General features: G+C 67.9%; 12 protein-coding genes. 7 read left to right on the top strand and 5 right to left on the bottom strand.

Annotated features, from left to right (window positions below):
• Positions 1-76: 76 nt before the first annotated feature.
• The 5 genes from AB0F51_RS03260 to AB0F51_RS03240 all read right to left on the bottom strand — a co-directional run bounded on the left by AB0F51_RS03260 (position 77) and on the right by AB0F51_RS03240 (position 7118).
• A complete protein-coding gene (locus tag AB0F51_RS03260; protein WP_360273268.1) occupies positions 77-1963 on the bottom strand; it encodes an endo-1,4-beta-xylanase in 1887 nt (628 codons plus the stop codon).
• A 302-nt stretch (positions 1964-2265) separates the two neighbouring features.
• Positions 2266-4011: a proteasome ATPase gene (gene arc, locus AB0F51_RS03255; RefSeq protein WP_360273266.1), complete on the bottom strand. Its 1746-nt coding sequence runs from the start codon at positions 4009-4011 to the stop codon at positions 2266-2268.
• A 69-nt stretch (positions 4012-4080) separates the two neighbouring features.
• Positions 4081-5037 carry a tRNA (adenine-N1)-methyltransferase gene (locus AB0F51_RS03250; RefSeq protein ID WP_360273263.1) on the bottom strand — a complete coding sequence of 319 codons (957 nt, stop codon included), beginning with the start codon at positions 5035-5037 and terminating at the stop codon, positions 4081-4083.
• A gap of 39 nt (positions 5038-5076) precedes the next feature.
• Positions 5077-6228 carry a site-2 protease family protein gene (locus tag AB0F51_RS03245; protein ID WP_360273260.1) on the bottom strand — a complete coding sequence of 384 codons (1152 nt, stop codon included), beginning with the start codon at positions 6226-6228 and terminating at the stop codon, positions 5077-5079.
• A 35-nt stretch (positions 6229-6263) separates the two neighbouring features.
• Positions 6264-7118 (bottom strand): intradiol ring-cleavage dioxygenase, encoded by an 855-nt coding sequence (locus AB0F51_RS03240; protein ID WP_360273258.1) that lies wholly within the window; start codon positions 7116-7118, stop codon positions 6264-6266.
• Between the two features lie 207 nt (positions 7119-7325).
• Between AB0F51_RS03240 and AB0F51_RS03235 the strand changes: the two genes are divergently transcribed.
• The 7 genes from AB0F51_RS03235 (at position 7326) to AB0F51_RS03205 (ending at position 16021) form a co-directional block, all read left to right on the top strand.
• Complete coding sequence (locus AB0F51_RS03235) at positions 7326-8213, top strand: PD-(D/E)XK nuclease family protein (protein WP_360273255.1); 888 nt, start codon at positions 7326-7328, stop codon at positions 8211-8213.
• Between the two features lie 106 nt (positions 8214-8319).
• Positions 8320-10005, top strand: coding sequence for a ribonuclease J (locus tag AB0F51_RS03230; protein ID WP_360273253.1), 1686 nt, complete (start codon positions 8320-8322; stop codon positions 10003-10005).
• A gap of 114 nt (positions 10006-10119) precedes the next feature.
• A complete protein-coding gene (locus AB0F51_RS03225) occupies positions 10120-10878 on the top strand; it encodes an ABC transporter ATP-binding protein (RefSeq protein WP_360273250.1) in 759 nt (252 codons plus the stop codon).
• Entirely contained in the window at positions 10878-13403 is a 2526-nt protein-coding gene (locus AB0F51_RS03220) for an FtsX-like permease family protein (RefSeq protein WP_360273248.1), read from the top strand. The genes AB0F51_RS03225 and AB0F51_RS03220 overlap by 1 nt, the downstream gene beginning before the upstream one ends.
• A gap of 62 nt (positions 13404-13465) precedes the next feature.
• Complete coding sequence (locus AB0F51_RS03215; protein ID WP_360273246.1) at positions 13466-14224, top strand: IclR family transcriptional regulator; 759 nt, start codon at positions 13466-13468, stop codon at positions 14222-14224.
• A gap of 21 nt (positions 14225-14245) precedes the next feature.
• Entirely contained in the window at positions 14246-15754 is a 1509-nt protein-coding gene (glpK, locus tag AB0F51_RS03210; RefSeq protein ID WP_360273244.1) for a glycerol kinase GlpK, read from the top strand.
• Between the two features lie 81 nt (positions 15755-15835).
• On the top strand, positions 15836-16021 hold the full coding sequence (locus AB0F51_RS03205; RefSeq protein WP_360273241.1) for a hypothetical protein: 186 nt from the start codon (positions 15836-15838) through the stop codon (positions 16019-16021).
• The last annotated feature ends 33 nt before the right edge of the window (positions 16022-16054 follow it).

The raw sequence follows: 16054 nt of genomic DNA, 5'->3' as shown, positions 1-16054 counted from the left end.
GACCTGGTGGTCCCAGGTCCCTGGCACTCGAGTAGATCTGGTGGTAGGTGGCGTCACCACCTCAGGGGAAGAGGGATCAGGTGGCGGTGCAGGTCACGGTCGGGCGAGTTTGGTTGCCGCCGTGCAGGACGGTGAAGCCGAAGGTGTTGCCGCTGCCGTTGGGGCGGGCGGTCATGACGTTTCCGCTGGTGTCCCAACTGACGGCGGCATTCCAGGTGGCGATGATCTTCTGCGGGGCGGCGACGGTGACGGTGACGGTCCAATTGCTGGAGCCAGTCACCGCGACCTGGCCGTTGAAGCGGTCGGGCCAGGACTGACCGTCGGAGTACGTCGCGGTGCATCCCCCGCTCGGCGGTGGGTCGACGGCGTCGGGGGCGACGGCACGGCCGGTCGTCGGAGAGATCATCCCCGCGCACAGGCCACGGCTTTGCAGCCCGGAGACGATCTGGGGAATCGCGGCGACGGTAGCCGCGTACTGGTCGTGCATGAGGATGCTCTGCCCGCTCGTGAGCCGCTCAGCGGCCGAGACGATCTGCGCGGTGGTGGCGCCGTTCCAGTCCTGGGAGTCGACGTCCCAGGTGATCGTCCTCAACCCGAGACCAGAAGCCACCGAGGCAAGGGTGGCGTTCGTTTCGCCGTACGGCGGCCGGAACAGCTTCGGCGTACCGCCGCCCGCGTTCTGGATCGCCGTCTGAGTGCGGGACAGCTCGGACGACATCGCGGCCGTGCTCAGCGTGAGCATGTGCGGGTGGGTGTAACTGTGGTTGGCGATCCACATCCCCGCACTCGCCTGAGCGGCGACCAGAGCCGGGTTGGCCGCGGCGTTCTGCCCGGTGTTGAACATCGTCGCCCGTACTCCGGCCGCCCGCAGCGCGTTGAGCAAGGCCGGGGTGTTACCGGGGTTCGGGCCGTCGTCGTACGTCAGCGCGACGTACCCGTTGCGGCAATCGGTCGGTGCAGATCCTCCATTGAGAGCGTCCAGCGTTGCCGTGTACGCCGGCTTCTTGTTGCCGTTGCCGTCGAACAGCAGGGGTGTGTCGCCGGACCGCCAGGAGTCGGTGTCCCGTACGCCCCACACGGTGATGCCGTTGCAGCGGGAGATCGCCAGGCAGGCGTTCGTCACCTGGCGGTACTTGTTCGCCTGGTCGGCGCCGGAGCCCTGGATGTCGAGCTCGGTGATCTGTACGTCGACGCCCAGCCCGGCGAAGGTGGACAACGTCGTCTGGAAATTGCTCGGCACCGGGTTACCGCTGTTGAAGTGCGCCTGCAGGCCGACACAGTCGATCGGCACGCCGCGGCTCTTGAAGTCGCGGACCATCGCCACCACGGCCTTGGTCTTCGCGTGGTCGGCGTTGTCGATGTTGTAGTCGTTGTAGCAGAGCTTGGCGCCCGGATCGGCGGCCCGGGCGGCCCGGAAGGCGGCCTCGATCCAGTCGTCGCCGGTGCGCTGCAGGTTCGAGTCACGCCGGGCCCCCGAGCTGCCGTCGGCGAAGGCCTCGTTCACCACGTCCCAGGCGTAGATCTTGCCACGGTAGTGGGTGGCGACCTGGGTGACGTGGTTCAGCATGGCGCTGCGCAGCGCGGTGCCGTTCAGGTTCTGCATCCAGCCGGGCTGCTGGGAGTGCCACGCGAGGGTGTGCCCCCGCAGGCGTTTGCCGTTGCTGGTCGCCCAGGTCGCGACCCGGTCGCCGGCGGTGTAGTTGAACTGGTTCTGGTTGGGCTCGGTGGCGTCGAGCTTCATCTCGTTCTCGGCGGTCACCATGGTGAATTCGCGGTTGGCGATGGTCGTGTAGGCCGCGTCGCTGAGTTTGCCGGCGCTGATCGCGGTACCGAAGTACCGGCCGCTCTGGGCGGCCGCGGCACCGAGGGTGGTGGCGGCTTCCGCGGCGGCCGGGACGAGTACCGCGAGGCCGGTCGCGGCCAAGGCACCGGCGGCCAAGGCCGCAAGGCTTCTTCTGATCATGCAGCTCACCTTTTCTGGGGGCGGTCAGATTCGAGTGACGTCACGCAGTGATGGTGGGCAGGCGGAACCGATAAATCAAGAGTGAAATCCCGGAAAACTTTCGAAATAGTTTCGTACTCTCGTTGTCACCTTTCCCTTTATCCTCAAGGCAGTCCGATACTTTTCGAAGACGTCTCTGTTCGACATTGTCAGCAGAATTGATCCGAAACGTTTCGAGCACTTGCGGTGACCCGAAGAGGCAGACAAAGCAGCAGCCGCCCCAGGGTCCGGAGACCCTGGGGCGGCTGCTGACGAAACGCTGGTTACAGGTACTGGCCGGTGTTGGTGGCCGTGTCGATGGAGCGGCCGGGCTCGGTGCCCTGCTTGCCGGAGATGAGCGTCCGGATGTAGACGATCCGCTCGCCCTTCTTGCCGGAGATCCGCGCCCAGTCGTCGGGGTTGGTCGTGTTCGGCAGGTCCTCGTTCTCCTTGAACTCGTCCACGCAGGCCTGCAGCAGGTGCTGGACCCGCAGACCCTTCTGGTTGTCGTCCAGGAAGGCCTTGATCGCCATCTTCTTGGCCCGGTCGACGATGTTCTGGATCATCGCGCCCGAGTTGAAGTCCTTGAAGTACAGGACCTCCTTGTCACCGTTGGCATAGGTGACCTCGAGGAAGCGGTTCTCGTCGGCCTCGGTGTACATCCGCTCGACCGTGCGCTGGATCATCCCGTTCACGCACTCGCGCCGGTCGCCACCGAACTCGTTCACGTCGTCGGCGTGCAGCGGCAGGGTGGTGGTCAGGTACTTCGAGAAGATGTCCCGGGCCGCCTCGGCGTCGGGCCGCTCGATCTTGATCTTCACGTCCAGCCGGCCCGGCCGCAGGATCGCCGGATCGATCATGTCCTCGCGGTTCGAGGCACCGATGACGATCACGTTCTCCAGGCCCTCGACGCCGTCGATCTCGCTCAGCAGCTGCGGGACGATGGTGTTCTCGACGTCGGAGGAGACCCCGGAGCCGCGGGTGCGGAACAGCGAGTCCATCTCGTCGAAGAACACGATCACCGGCATGCCCTCGGAAGCCTTCTCCCGGGCGCGCTGGAAGACCAGGCGGATGTGCCGCTCGGTCTCACCCACGTACTTGTTGAGCAGCTCCGGACCCTTGATGTTGAGGAAGAACGACTTCTGCCCCTCCACCCCGGTCCGCTCGGCGACCTTCTTGGCCAGCGAGTTGGCGACCGCCTTGGCGATCAGCGTCTTGCCACAGCCGGGCGGCCCGTACAGCAGGACACCCTTCGGCGGCTTCAGCTCGTGCTCGAGGAACAGGTCCTTGTGCAGGTACGGCATCTCGACCGCGTCCCGGATCTGCTCGATCTGGCCGGCCAGACCACCGATCTGCGTGTAGTCGATGTCCGGGACCTCTTCGAGCACCAGCTCCTCGACCTCGGACTTCGGGATCTTCTCGTAGACATAGCCGGAGCGGGGCTCCAGCAGCAGTGAGTCACCGGCCCGCAGCGCCTGGTCGAGCAGCGGCGAGGCGAGCCGGACGATACGTTCCTCGTCGGCCTGCGCGATCACCAGTGCCCGCTCGCCGTCGGCCAGCAGCTCCTTCAGCATCACCACGTCGCCGACGACTTCGAAGTCGCAGGCCTCGACCACGTTCAGCGCCTCGTTCAGCATCAGTTCCTGGCCGAGCCGTAGCGCGTCCAGGTCGACTGAGGGGCTCGCCGCGACCCGGAGCTTGCGTCCCCCGGTGAACACGTCCAGCGTGTCGTCGTCGTTGCGGCCCAGGAAGGTCCCGAAACCGGACGGCGGTTGGGCCAGCCGGTCGACTTCCTCCTTCAGGGCGATGATCTTCTCTCGGGCCTCGCGCAACGTGTCCGCCAACCGCTCGTTCTGCGCGGTCACGCTCGCCAAGGACGCCTGGGTTTCGGACAGTCTGCTCTCGAGCGACCGGCTGTCCGCCGGGTGCTCCAACAACCTCCGCCGCAACGCTGCGACCTCGGCCTCCAGGTAACGGACCTGGTTACGCAGCTCTGCCGCGGTAGGACTCTCGTCTCCAGCCACGATCATCACCTCACCATGTGGGGCTCGACCCTATGGACCTTACCCAGAAAACCTCACCGAGCAAGCCGAATCCCATCACGTGTCGGTTGCGGATGATTCCGTTGTCCCCGGCACCTCTGAGGGTGTATCGGACTTGCGGGGTCCGGAATAGTCGTCGCCGTACGCACCGGGCGCCGGCCGGCGCTTCTTCCGCGGCGCCTGTACGCCGGGCGCCATCCGCCGCGCGGTGACCAGGAACGCGGTGTGACCCTGCATCCGGTGACCCGGCCGGACGGCCAGCCCTTCGACGTGCCAGTCCCGCACCAGCGACTCCCAGGCCCGCGGCTCGGTGAACTCGCCGTGCGCCCGCAACGTCTCCACGACCCGGCTCAACTGGGTCGTCGTGGCGACGTACGCGCAGAACACCCCACCAGGCACCAGGGCGGCCGCGACAGCGTCCACGCACTCCCAGGGGGCCAGCATGTCCAGTACGACGCGGTCGACGTCCTGCTCGTCCAGCGACTCGACCAGGTCACCGACCTGCAGCCGCCAGGCCGGGTGCTCCGCGCCGAAGAACCCGGTCACGTTCTTGCGGGCCACCTCGGCGAAGTCCTCGCGGCGTTCGAACGAGATCACCTGCCCGTGGATGCCGACGGCCCGCAGCAGCGCGGTGGTCAGCGCGCCGGAACCGGCGCCGGCCTCGACCACCTTCGCGCCAGGGAAGATGTCGGCCATCGTCACGATCTGGGCGGTGTCCTTGGGGTAGATCACCGCCGCGCCACGCGGCATCGACACCGAGTAGTCGGCCATCAGCGGCCGCAGCGCGAGGTACTCGACGCCACCCGCGGACCGGACCACCACGGCGTCCGGGCCGTCGATCAGCTCGTCGTGCGCGATCCCGCCCTTGGTGGTGTGGAAGATCTTCCCCCGCTCCAGGAACACCGAGTGCCGGCGTCCCTTCGAGTCGGACAGCGTCACCCATTCGCCGGCTTGCAACGGCCCGTGGTGCACCCCGGAAAAGGAAGCATCAGGAAAATCACGAAGATCAGACATAAGAGGGCTCACCCTACTTCGCCACCTCTGAGCTTCCCGTCAGCGGGAGCGGAAGGCCTGTTCCACGTCGGCGGTGGCCAGAACGCCGTAGACCTCGCCGTTGGCGTCGAGGACCAGGTACTCCGTGGCCGGGTTCTTGCGGAGCATGCCCAGGATCTCCTCACCGGTGTCGTTGATGCCGATGATGTGGCCCGCGCTGATCCGGGTGGCGACCTCGCCGACCGTGGTCCACGGGCGCTGGTTCGGCGCTACCGCATTGACAGCCGCCTCCGACACGAGCGCGTGTGGCTTGTCCTCGCCGTCAATGACCACCACGGCACCGGCCTGCGCCCCGATCGCGAGCCGAACCGCCTCGGAGATCGGCGTACCGGCGTGTACTGCGATGGCGCGGCGGGCGAGGGTGCGCACCTGCAGGGCAGGCAGTTTGCGCCGGAGCCGCGCCTGCATCAGGGACGCGGTCGAGCCCATCCAGAGGAAGAACCCGATCGCCAGGGCGATGATGTAGTCGATCACCGTGGGCTGCCGGTCGAAGATCTCCCGCAGGAGCACAGGCGCCGCCAGCACCGCCATCGCGAGCAGCCGGCCCGCCCAGGCCGCGGCGATGGTGCCGGTGTGCATGTTGCCGGTCAGCTTCCACACGAAGGCCCGCAGCACCCAGCCGCCGTCCAGCGGCAGGCCCGGCAGCAGGTTGGTGACGCCCACGATCAGGTTGGCGATCGCGAGGTTGAACAACGCGACGTGCGCGACGCCCTCGTCCACCGCCCGTGAACCGGCGTACGCGAGGCCGCCGACCAGCAGCGACGCCACCGGGCCGACGATCGAGACGGCGAACTCCTCGAACGGAGTCTTCCGCTCCCCCTCGATATGGGTCCCGGCGGCGAAGAAGCCGAGGTTGATCTCGGTCACCGGAATGCCGAACCGCAGCGCGACCAGTGCATGGGCCAGCTCGTGCAGCAGGATCGACGCGGTGAACGCGACCACGAAGCCGAACGACGCGACGTACCGCCAGCTGCCGAGCTCCGGGAACTGCGCGCCCATGATGTTGGAGAAGCCCAGCGCCAGTAGGACGGCCACCGGCAGCCAGGTGAACCTCATGGTGAGCTTGATGCCGCGGACGCTACCGATCACCCAGGTGCCGGGGGTTGGGCCGGCAGGCTGGGCGGGAATCTGGGGATCACGCGACTCGGACATCGAGGCAACGCTACTGGTCCGGCGGTAACTACGCGCTACACACCCACCGTGAGCCGTGCCTGGTAGCCAGCCTGCACACTGCCGGTGGTGGTCGCCAGCTGGTGTTCCGCACCGTCGTCGCGGAACACCATGTCGTTCTCCAGCGACGTTCTGGCCATGTTCTGTGAGCTGCCGTCGTACCCGGAGGAGGCGTAGACGGTGTTGCATACGTCGGCCGGCAGGGCCAGCTGTGAGGTCGACTTGATCTTCCCTGCGGCGGTGGCCTCGGACAGTGACGAGTAGAGCTCGAAGTGGATGTGTGGCCATCTCCCCTGGTACGCCCCGGGGAAGATGGTGGTGAAGGTGACCTTTCCCTGTGCGTCAGCCGCCTGTACTCCGCGGAGGTAGTTCTCCTCGCCGATCTCGTCGTCGTAGAGCGAGTACCGGCCCTCCGCGTCGCAGTGCCAGATGTAGACCGCTGCACCGGGCAGGGCGCTGTCTTTGGCGGCATCCATGATCAGGAGTTCGACGGTGAGCGGGACGCCGGTCGCCACTCCGGAGGCGGAGCCGAAGCTCTTGGTGATGTCGCTTCGGACGATGCCGGACTCGGTCAGCACGTTCGGGCCGTTCGACCCGTCACCCGGGTACGGCCCGGCGGTCTCCTCGGGGATCTCGTCGACGTCGGTCGGCGTGGAGGAGGTGCCAGTGGTCGGAGTACTAGCCGATGGGGTGCTGGCCGATGGGGTGCCGGTGGATGGGGTCCCTGTGGATGGGGTGCTGCCGCCCGGGGTGGCGTCGTCGGCGGAGCAGCCGGCGACCACCGCCAGGCCGGCTCCCGCGAGCAACCGGAGGACGTTCCGCCGTCGCAGCAGGCCCAGGTCGTGCTGCAGGCCCAGGTCGTGTTGGTGCATTTCTTGTCTCCTCAGCTCGCTTGTGACTCCAGCGTGCCGACCGAGGCCGATGGTTGACCGAAAGTCTGCTGGGAGTTCGCTGTGAGCCGGGCTACTCCGGTGAGCGGAGCGGTCAAACCAAGGCTCGTTCTGGAGCTTTCAGGACGTTGTCCACAGCCCCAGCGCGGTGGTCACCAACTGTCGGCGGTCTGCCCTAGCCTTGCGGGCATGAGCGTTGCAGCAGCAGTCGACCCACACGGCCACCCGAGCGGAGCGCTGTCTCCGTCCCGCGCCGCGGACTTCATGAGCTGCCCACTCAAGTACCGGTTCCGGGTGATCGATCGATTGCCGGAGAAACCGTCCTCCGCGGCGGTCCGCGGCACGGTGGTGCACGCAGTACTGGAGCGTCTCTTCGACCTGCCCCGCGGCCAGCGAACTCTCGAGCAAGCCACCGAGATGGTCGAGCCACAATGGCAGCGCCTGCTCGAGGCCGAGCCCGAGGTGGCGGAGCTGTTCGCCGAGGATGTTGACGGCGCGGAGCTGGCCAAGTGGCTGGCCGAGGCCCATCAACTACTCGGCAAGTACTTCGCCCTCGAGGACCCGAATCTGCTCGAGCCCGCCGAGCGCGAACTGTACGTCGAGACCGAGCTGGAGTCAGGACTGACGCTCAGGGGTTATGTCGACCGTCTCGACGTCGCGCCGACCGGCGAGATCCGGGTGGTCGACTACAAGACCGGCCGGTCGCCGTCGGAGTTCTTCGAGGCGAAGGCGCTGTTCCAGATGAAGTTCTACGCCCTCGTGCTGTGGCGGCTGCGCGGCGTCGTACCGGCGATGCTGCAGCTGGTCTATCTCGGCAACGGAGAGATCGTGCGCTACGTCCCCGACGAGGCGGATTTGCGCGCTTGTGAACGTAAGGTCGGTGCGCTCTGGATCGCGATCACCCGGGCGCTGGAGTCAGGCGACTGGCGACCAAGTCCCGGACCGCTGTGCGACTGGTGCGACCACAAGGCCCTCTGCCCATCCTGGGGCGGTACTCCGCCTCCGCTGCCGTCGCGTTCGGTGGAAGAGGTGGCCCGGGAGTCGGCGGGCGTGGATCTGGTCGGAGTAGACGGATGAACGGCCCCGGCGACCGGTTGTGGACGCCTGTTAGCACCTGTCTGAGTTTCTGCTCACACCCGGTCGATGCCAGGGACAACCACCCGGTTCGGATACGGTCCGCAGTATGAGTCATCCGCATCCCGATCTCGGCCAGCCGCCCCGCCTCCCCGACAACGCCCTGCGCGTGGTCGCTCTGGGCGGTCTCGGCGAGATCGGCCGCAACATGACCGTGTTCGAGCACCGCGGCCGGTTGCTGATCGTCGACTGCGGCGTGCTGTTCCCCGAGGAGCACCAGCCCGGCGTCGACGTGATCCTGCCCGACTTCGGCTGGATCCGGGACCGGCTGGACAAGATCGAGGCGATCGTCCTCACCCACGGGCACGAGGACCACATCGGCGGTGTCCCGTACCTGCTGAAGGAGCGCGCCGACATTCCCCTGGTCGGCTCGAAGCTGACCCTGGCGTTCATCACCTCCAAGCTCAAGGAACACCGGATCACGCCGAGGACGATCGAGGTCAAGGAAGGCGAGCGGCGCCGGCTCGGTCCGTTCGAGACCGAGTTCTTCGCCGTCAACCACTCGATCCCGGACGGCCTCGCGGTGGCGATCCGGACCAAGGCCGGGGTCGTCCTGCACACCGGTGACTTCAAGATGGACCAGTTCCCGCTGGACCGCCGGCTGACCGACCTGCGCGGCTTCGCCAAACTCGGCGAGGAGGGCGTGGACCTGTTCCTGACCGACTCGACGAACGCCGACGTGCCCGGTTTCACGGTGGCCGAGAAGGACCTCGGCCCGGCGATCGACACCGTCTTCCGGACCGCACCCGGCCGGATCATCGTGTCCAGCTTCGCCAGCCACGTGCACCGGATCCAGCAGGTGCTCGACGCGGCCAAGGCCGGCGGCCGCAAGGTCGCCTTCGTCGGTCGCTCGATGGTGCGCAACATGGGCATCGCCGGCGACCTGGGCTACCTGAAGATCCCGAAGGGCCTGATCGTCGACCTGAAGGAGCTGGAGAAGCTCCCCGACCGCAAGGTCACCCTCGTCTGCACCGGCTCGCAGGGTGAGCCGATGGCCGCGCTGGCCCGGATGGCCAACCGCGACCACATGATCCGGATCGGCGACGGCGACACCGTGCTGATGGCCAGCTCGCTGATCCCGGGCAACGAGAACGCGATCTACGGCCTGATCAACGGCCTCACCCGCTGGGGCGCGAACGTCGTCCACAAGGGCAACGCGAAGGTGCACGTCTCCGGCCACGCGAGCGCGGGCGAGCTGGTCTACTGCTACAACCTGGTCAAGCCGCGCAACGTGATGCCGGTGCACGGCGAGTACCGGCACCTGAAGGCGAACGCGGCGCTGGCGGTCAGCACCGGCGTACCGGAGGACCGGGTGATCATCGCCGAGGACGGCGTGGTCGTCGACCTGGACAAGGGCCGCGCCCGGATCACCGGCAAGGTCGAGGCGGGCTACGTGTACGTCGACGCGATGACGGTCGGCGGAGTCACCGAGGCGAACCTGAAGGACCGGCGCGCGCTGGCCGAGGAAGGTGTCGTCACGGTCGTCATGCTCGTCGATGCCAACACCGGCCGGCTGGCCGAGCCGCCGGACTTCCTGGCCCGCGGCTTCGTCCACGACGACACCACGTTCAAGGACGTCATCCCGGTCATCGAGGACACCTTGGCCAAGGCCGCCTCCGAAAGCATCGGCGACGCCAACGCCCTCGAAGAACTCGTCGGCCGAGCCGTAGGCAACTGGACCTGGCGCCACTGGCGCCGCCGCCCAGTAGTAATCCCCGTCGTCATCGACGCCTGACCCACGCGACGGCCTGCACCCGGCAGCTCACCTCCACCACAAACAAGAAAGTAGTTCGTGGTTGCGGTGGGCTGGCGAGCTGGCGGGGACCTGAGGGCAGATAGCGTTCTGGGTGTGACGGTGAGAGTTGTTGAGCAGGGTGTGGCTGTTCGGACTGCTGGGTTGGGGAAGAGCTACGGGAGTGGCGACACCCGGGTGGATGCGCTGGTGGACGTCAGCCTGGAGTTCGGCAAAGGGCGGTTCACCGCGATCATGGGGCCGTCCGGGTCGGGGAAGTCGACCTTGTTGCACTGTCTGGCCGGGCTCGACCGGCCGACCACCGGGCAGGTGATGCTCGGCGACGTCGAGCTCACCCGGCTCGACGAGAAGCGGCTCACGCACCTGCGCCGCGACCGGATCGGCTTCGTCTTCCAGGCGTTCAACCTGGTCCCGACCCTCACCGCGCTCGAGAACATCACGCTCCCCCTCGACCTGGCCAACCGCAAACCCGACGCGGAGTGGCTCGACAAGGTGATCACCACGATCGGCCTGCAGGACCGGCTCACCCACAAGCCGTCCGAGCTGTCCGGCGGCCAGCAGCAGCGCGTCGCCTGTGCCCGCGCACTCGCCTCCCGGCCCGAGGTCGTGTTCGCCGACGAGCCGACCGGCAACCTCGACTCCCGCTCCTCGGCCGATGTGCTCGGCTTCCTGCACCGGTCGGTGCGCGAGTTCGGCCAGACCGTCGTGATGGTGACGCACGACCCGACCGCGGCGTCGTACGCCGATCGGGTGGTCTTCCTCGCCGACGGCAGGCTCCAGGACGAACTGCTCGACCCGACGGCGGAGTCCGTGCTCGACCGGATGAAGCAACTCGACACCCTGGAAGCGGGCTGATGCTTCGGCTCGGCCTGCGGTCGGTACTCGCGCACCGGCTCCGCTTCGTCCTGTGCACGGTCGCCGTGGTACTCGGTGTCGCCTTCGTCGGTGGCGCGCTGATCTTCACCGACACCCTGTCGGCCGCACTCAAGAAGAACTTCGCCGGCAGCCCCGCCGACATCACCGTTACTCCGGTCGAAGCATTCAGGGGCAACGCCGGCCTGTCCAACGCTCGCCCCGCCACGCTCTCCACCGACCTCGCCAACCAGATCGCCAACGTCCCCGGCGTGGCCGGCACCGACCCGCACCTGCTCGTCGCCGGCGTCCAGGTCCTCGGCTCCGACGGTCAGCCGACCGACGCGTTCGGCCTTCCGACGTACGCCGGCAGCTGGCCGCGCAACCCACAAACGGCAGCCTTCCGCGTCCTCGACGGCAAGGCGCCATGGGGACAGCAGGAGCTCGCGCTCGACCAGCCGACCGCCAAACGCGAGGGCTACGAGATCGGTGACCAGGTCAAGGTCGTCACCCCGGCCAAATCGATCACTGCCACCCTGACCGCGGTCACTTCCCCCAACCTGTCCGGCCCGTCGGCAGGTGCCCCGCTGATCACCTTCGACTCGGCCACCGCCCAACGGCTCCTGCTAGGCCGCGCCGGCTGGACCTCGATCACTGTCTCCGTTGAGCCCGGCAAGGACGTGCAAGCCGTCTCCCAGGCAATCACCAAGATCGTCGGCAAGGACGTGAGCGTCCGAACCGCCGCCCAGGTCTCGGCCGACAGCGAGAACGCGGTCGACAACACCTTCGGCGGATTCACTGCCGTCCTGCTGCTGTTCGCCGGGATCGCCTTGTTCGTCGGGACGTTCCTGATCGTCAACACCTTCGCGATGCTCGTCGCGCAGCGTTCCCGTGAGCTCGCCATGTTGCGCGCGATCGGCGCGTCCCGGGCCCAGGTCACCTTGACTGTCCTCTCCGAAGCGTTCGTGATCGGCGTGGCCGGTTCGACCATCGGCCTGTTGCTCGGTGCTGCCGTAGCGGGCGGCCTGCAGGCGTTCTACAAGTCGCTCGATCTCGCCATCCCCAGCGCGACCCTCCAGATCAGCGCAGCGACGGTGATCGCCTGCTACGTCGTCGGCGTCGGCATCACCCTCTTCGCCGCCTACCCGGCCGCACGCCGAGCCGGCCAGCTCTCCCCTGTCGCGGCGATGCGCGACGACGTCAGCGTCCCCGAACGCTCGTTGCTGGTCCGCCTGCTGATCGGCGGCTTCCTGTTGCTGATGACCGCGATCCTGGTCCCGATCGCGTTCAATCTGCAGGGCCTGGCGGCAGCGATCCTGCTCGGCCTGGCCGCCGGTCTCGTGCTGGTCGGGGTGATCATGACCAGCCCCCTGATCAGCCGGTACGCCGTCCGCGCACTCATCTCGCCGTTCGGCCGCAAGGCGCCGGTCACTCTCGGCCGGCGCAACGCCGAGCGCAATCCGCGCCGGACCTCGGCGACCGCGTCGGCCCTGATGATCTCGCTGGCGCTGATCAGCGGCCTGGTCGTCATCGCCGCATCAGCGAAGGCCTCGATCAACCAGAGCCTGCGGGAGGCGATCGGTACCGCCGAACTGCTGGTCAGCTCCGACCAGCCGTTCAGCAGCCAGGTCGGCGACACCATCGCGAAGGTTCCTGGTGTCGCCTCGGTGCACCGCGTCCGGCAGATGCCGGGCGAGATCGACGGCAACCGGGTCACCGTAACCGGCATCGACGACGGCACGATCGACGGCCCGATCACCACCAAGTTCGACTCGGGCTCGGCGGACGGCCTGAGAGCCGGCGACGCGGTGGTCCCGCGCAACCTCGCCCGGCAGCTCCGCCTCGAGGTCGGCAAGAAGTACGAGCTCACCACGACGACCGGCAAGCACAGCGTCCGGCTGACCGGCATCATCGCGCCGAACCGTCAGCTCAACGCCGTCATCCTGGCGATGCCCGCCTTCGTCCAGGCCGGCGGCGCCGGCACCGACAACACCCTGTACGTCGAAGTTGCCAACGGCACCGATTTCGGCGCGGTCCGGCAGGCGGTGGCCGGTCAGCTGACCGACTACCCGGCCGTCCAGGTGCGCGACCAGCAGGCCTACGCGCAGAGTCAGCGGCAGCCGATCAACTTCGTGCTCGGCGCGATCGCGATGCTGCTCACCCTCGCCATCCTGATCGCCGTACTCGGCATCGTGAACACGCTCGCGCTCGGGGTGATCGAGCGGACCAGGGAGATCGGTCTGCTCCGCGCGATCGGCATGGACGGCCCGCAGTTGCGCCGGATGTTGCAGGTCGAGGCGATCGCGATCGCTTTGCTGGGAGCACTGCTCGGACTGCTGATCGGAGTCCTGTTCGGCGCCGCCGTCCAGAAGGTGATGAAGGAGGACGGCCTCGGCGTCCTCGACATCCCCGTGCTCCAGTTGCTGATCGCCGTCCTGGTCACCGGCGCGGTCGGCGTACTGGCTGCGGTCTGGCCGTCGCGGCGGGCGGCCAAACTCGACGTACTGCGGGCGATCGCCGCCGAGTAGTGGCCTGCGAACCGCAGCCACCAGGGGCAGCCACGACGGGCAATCGCGGGTAGCCTGCCGGTGTGCCGGGCAGCGTGCAGTCCATCGAGCGTGCCGCGGCCGTGTTGCGGCTACTCGCGGCCGCGCCGAACGGGCTGGGCGTCGCCGATCTGAGCAACGCCCTCGGCCTGGCCAAGGCGACCGTGCACGGCATTCTCAAGACGCTGCACCAGGTCGGGTTCGTGGAACAGGACCGCAGCGGCGCGCAGTACCGGCTCAGTGACGCGTTCGGGCGCCTCGGCGAGACCTACCTCGATCCGAACGAGCTGCGCAGCCGCGCGATCAACTGGGCCGACTCACTCGCCTCCCGCAGCGGCGAGGTCGTCCGCGTCGGCCGCCTGGTCGAGGGCAAGGTGGTCGTGGTCCACCACGTCTTCCGCCCCGACGACAGCGACCAGAACCTCGACGTCGGTACGACGCTGCCGCCGCACGCGTGCGCTCTCGGCAAAGCGGTGCTCGCCTTCGATGCCTCGGGGGCCGCCCGGCCTCGCAAGCTCGACGCCTACACGACCAGGACCATCACCGACCCGGCTCGCCTGGCCGAGGAGCTCACCGCCGTACGGGCGAAGGGCTGGGCGGGTGAGTTCGAGGAGCACACGGTCGAACTGGCCGGCATCGCCGCCCCGATCCGCGGCCTCGGCGGGCTGGTCGTCGGAGCGGTCGGACTCACCGGCCGGATCGAACGCATCTGTGACAGCCGGCTGCGCCATCGCGCCGATCTGGTCACGATGGTTCGCGCCACCGCCGAGGCGATCGGCCGCGACCTGCGCGAGGACCGATGACCAAGTACCGAGGGGGTACCGATGGCTGAGCAGTACGTCGCCGCGGTCGATCAGGGCACGAACTCCACCCGCTGCATCCTCTTCGATCGGCGGGGGCGGCTGGTCTCGGTCGCGCAACGCGAGCACAAGCAGTACTTCCCGAAGCCCGGCTGGGTCGAGCACGACGCGGCGGAGATCTGGCGCAACGTCACCCGCGTCGTACCGTCCGCGATCCGGCAGATCGGTGCCGACGCGTCCCAGATCGTTGCCATCGGCATCACCAACCAGCGGGAGACCAGCCTGCTGTGGGATCGCCGGACCGGCCAGCCGATCGGTCATGCCGTGGTCTGGCAGGACACTCGCACGGACCGCCTGATCACCGAACTGGCCGGGGACGAAGGGCCCGACCGGTTCGCGGACCTGTGCGGTCTGCCGCTGACGACGTACTTCTCCGCGCCCCGGCTGCGCTGGATGCTCGACCACACGCCGGGTTTGCGGGAGCGCGCGAACCGTGGCGAGGTGCTGTTCGGCACGATGGAGACCTGGCTGATCTGGAACTTCACCGGCGGCCCGGACGGCGGTCTGCACGCCACCGACGTGACGAACGCGAGCCGGACGATGCTGATGAACATCGAGACGCTCGAGTGGGACGACGAACTGCTGGCCGCGTTCGACGTACCGCGCACCGTGCTGCCCGAGATCCGGCCGTCGTCGGGAGTGTTCGCGACGGCGAGTGCGGTGCTGCCCGGCGTACGGATCGGGGCCGCTCTCGGGGACCAGCAGGCCGCGTTGTTCGGGCAGACGTGTTTCAGTCCGGGTGAGGCGAAGTGCACCTATGGGACCGGGTCGTTCCTGTTGCTGCACACAGGCAAGGAGATCGTCCGGTCGACGCACGGCATGCTCACCACGGTTGCGTACCAGATCGGGTCGGAGCCCGCGGCGTACGCGCTGGAAGGATCGATGGCGGTCACCGGCTCGCTGGTGCAGTGGTTCCGCGACGGGCTCGGGCTGATCCACACCGCCGCCGAGATCGAGACGCTGGCCCGGACCGTCGAGGACAACGGCGGCGCTTACATCGTGCCGGCGTTCTCCGGGCTGTTCGCGCCACACTGGCGCAGTGAGGCGCGCGGGGTGATCGCGGGGCTCACGTCGTACATCACCAAAGGCCATCTGGCCCGGGCCGTGCTCGAGGCGACCGGCTTCCAGACGCTGGAGGTGGTCGACGCGATGAACGCCGACTCCGGCATCGCGCTGACCGCGCTCAAGGTCGACGGCGGCATGACGGCGAACAACCTGCTGATGCAGTTCCTCGCCGACCTGCTCGACGTACCGGTGGTGCGGCCGATGGTGACCGAGACGGTGTCCCTCGGCGCCGCGTACGCCGCCGGACTCGCGGTCGGCTATTGGCCGGATCTCGAAGGCCTGCGCAGCAATTGGCATCGCGCCGGCCAGTGGCTCCCCCACATGGAGCCCGAGCGCCGCGCCACGGAGTACGCGAACTGGCAAGCCGCCGTCCAACGCACCTTCGGCTGGATCCGCCCCGACCAGTAGACATTTCGAGCACGCTCGAAGAGCGCCAACCGGGACGCGCCTGTCAAACGTTTGTTACAGCCGCTGCTGTGGAGCAGCCAGATGGTGACCGGTGACAGCAAGGACATCAAGGACGTTCCGGTCACCCAGGACAGGGTGCTCACCCTGATGGAGGGCGACGAACCGGACGACGACGACAACCTCGGCGCGAAGCGCATCACCGGCGCCGGCGACTACCAGTTCACCGACGACGACGCGCGCTACACCGTCACCATCGCCAACCAGTAGCTCCTGGCAAATAGGTCGAAGCCCGAGGACCGT

Origin of the sequence: Kribbella sp. NPDC023855 (genome assembly GCF_040639475.1) — a bacterium.
Taxonomy (GTDB): Bacteria; Actinomycetota; Actinomycetes; order Propionibacteriales; family Kribbellaceae; genus Kribbella.
The sequence above is the reverse complement of the archived record's forward strand: the minus strand, read 5'-3'. Positions and strand labels throughout refer to the sequence as shown.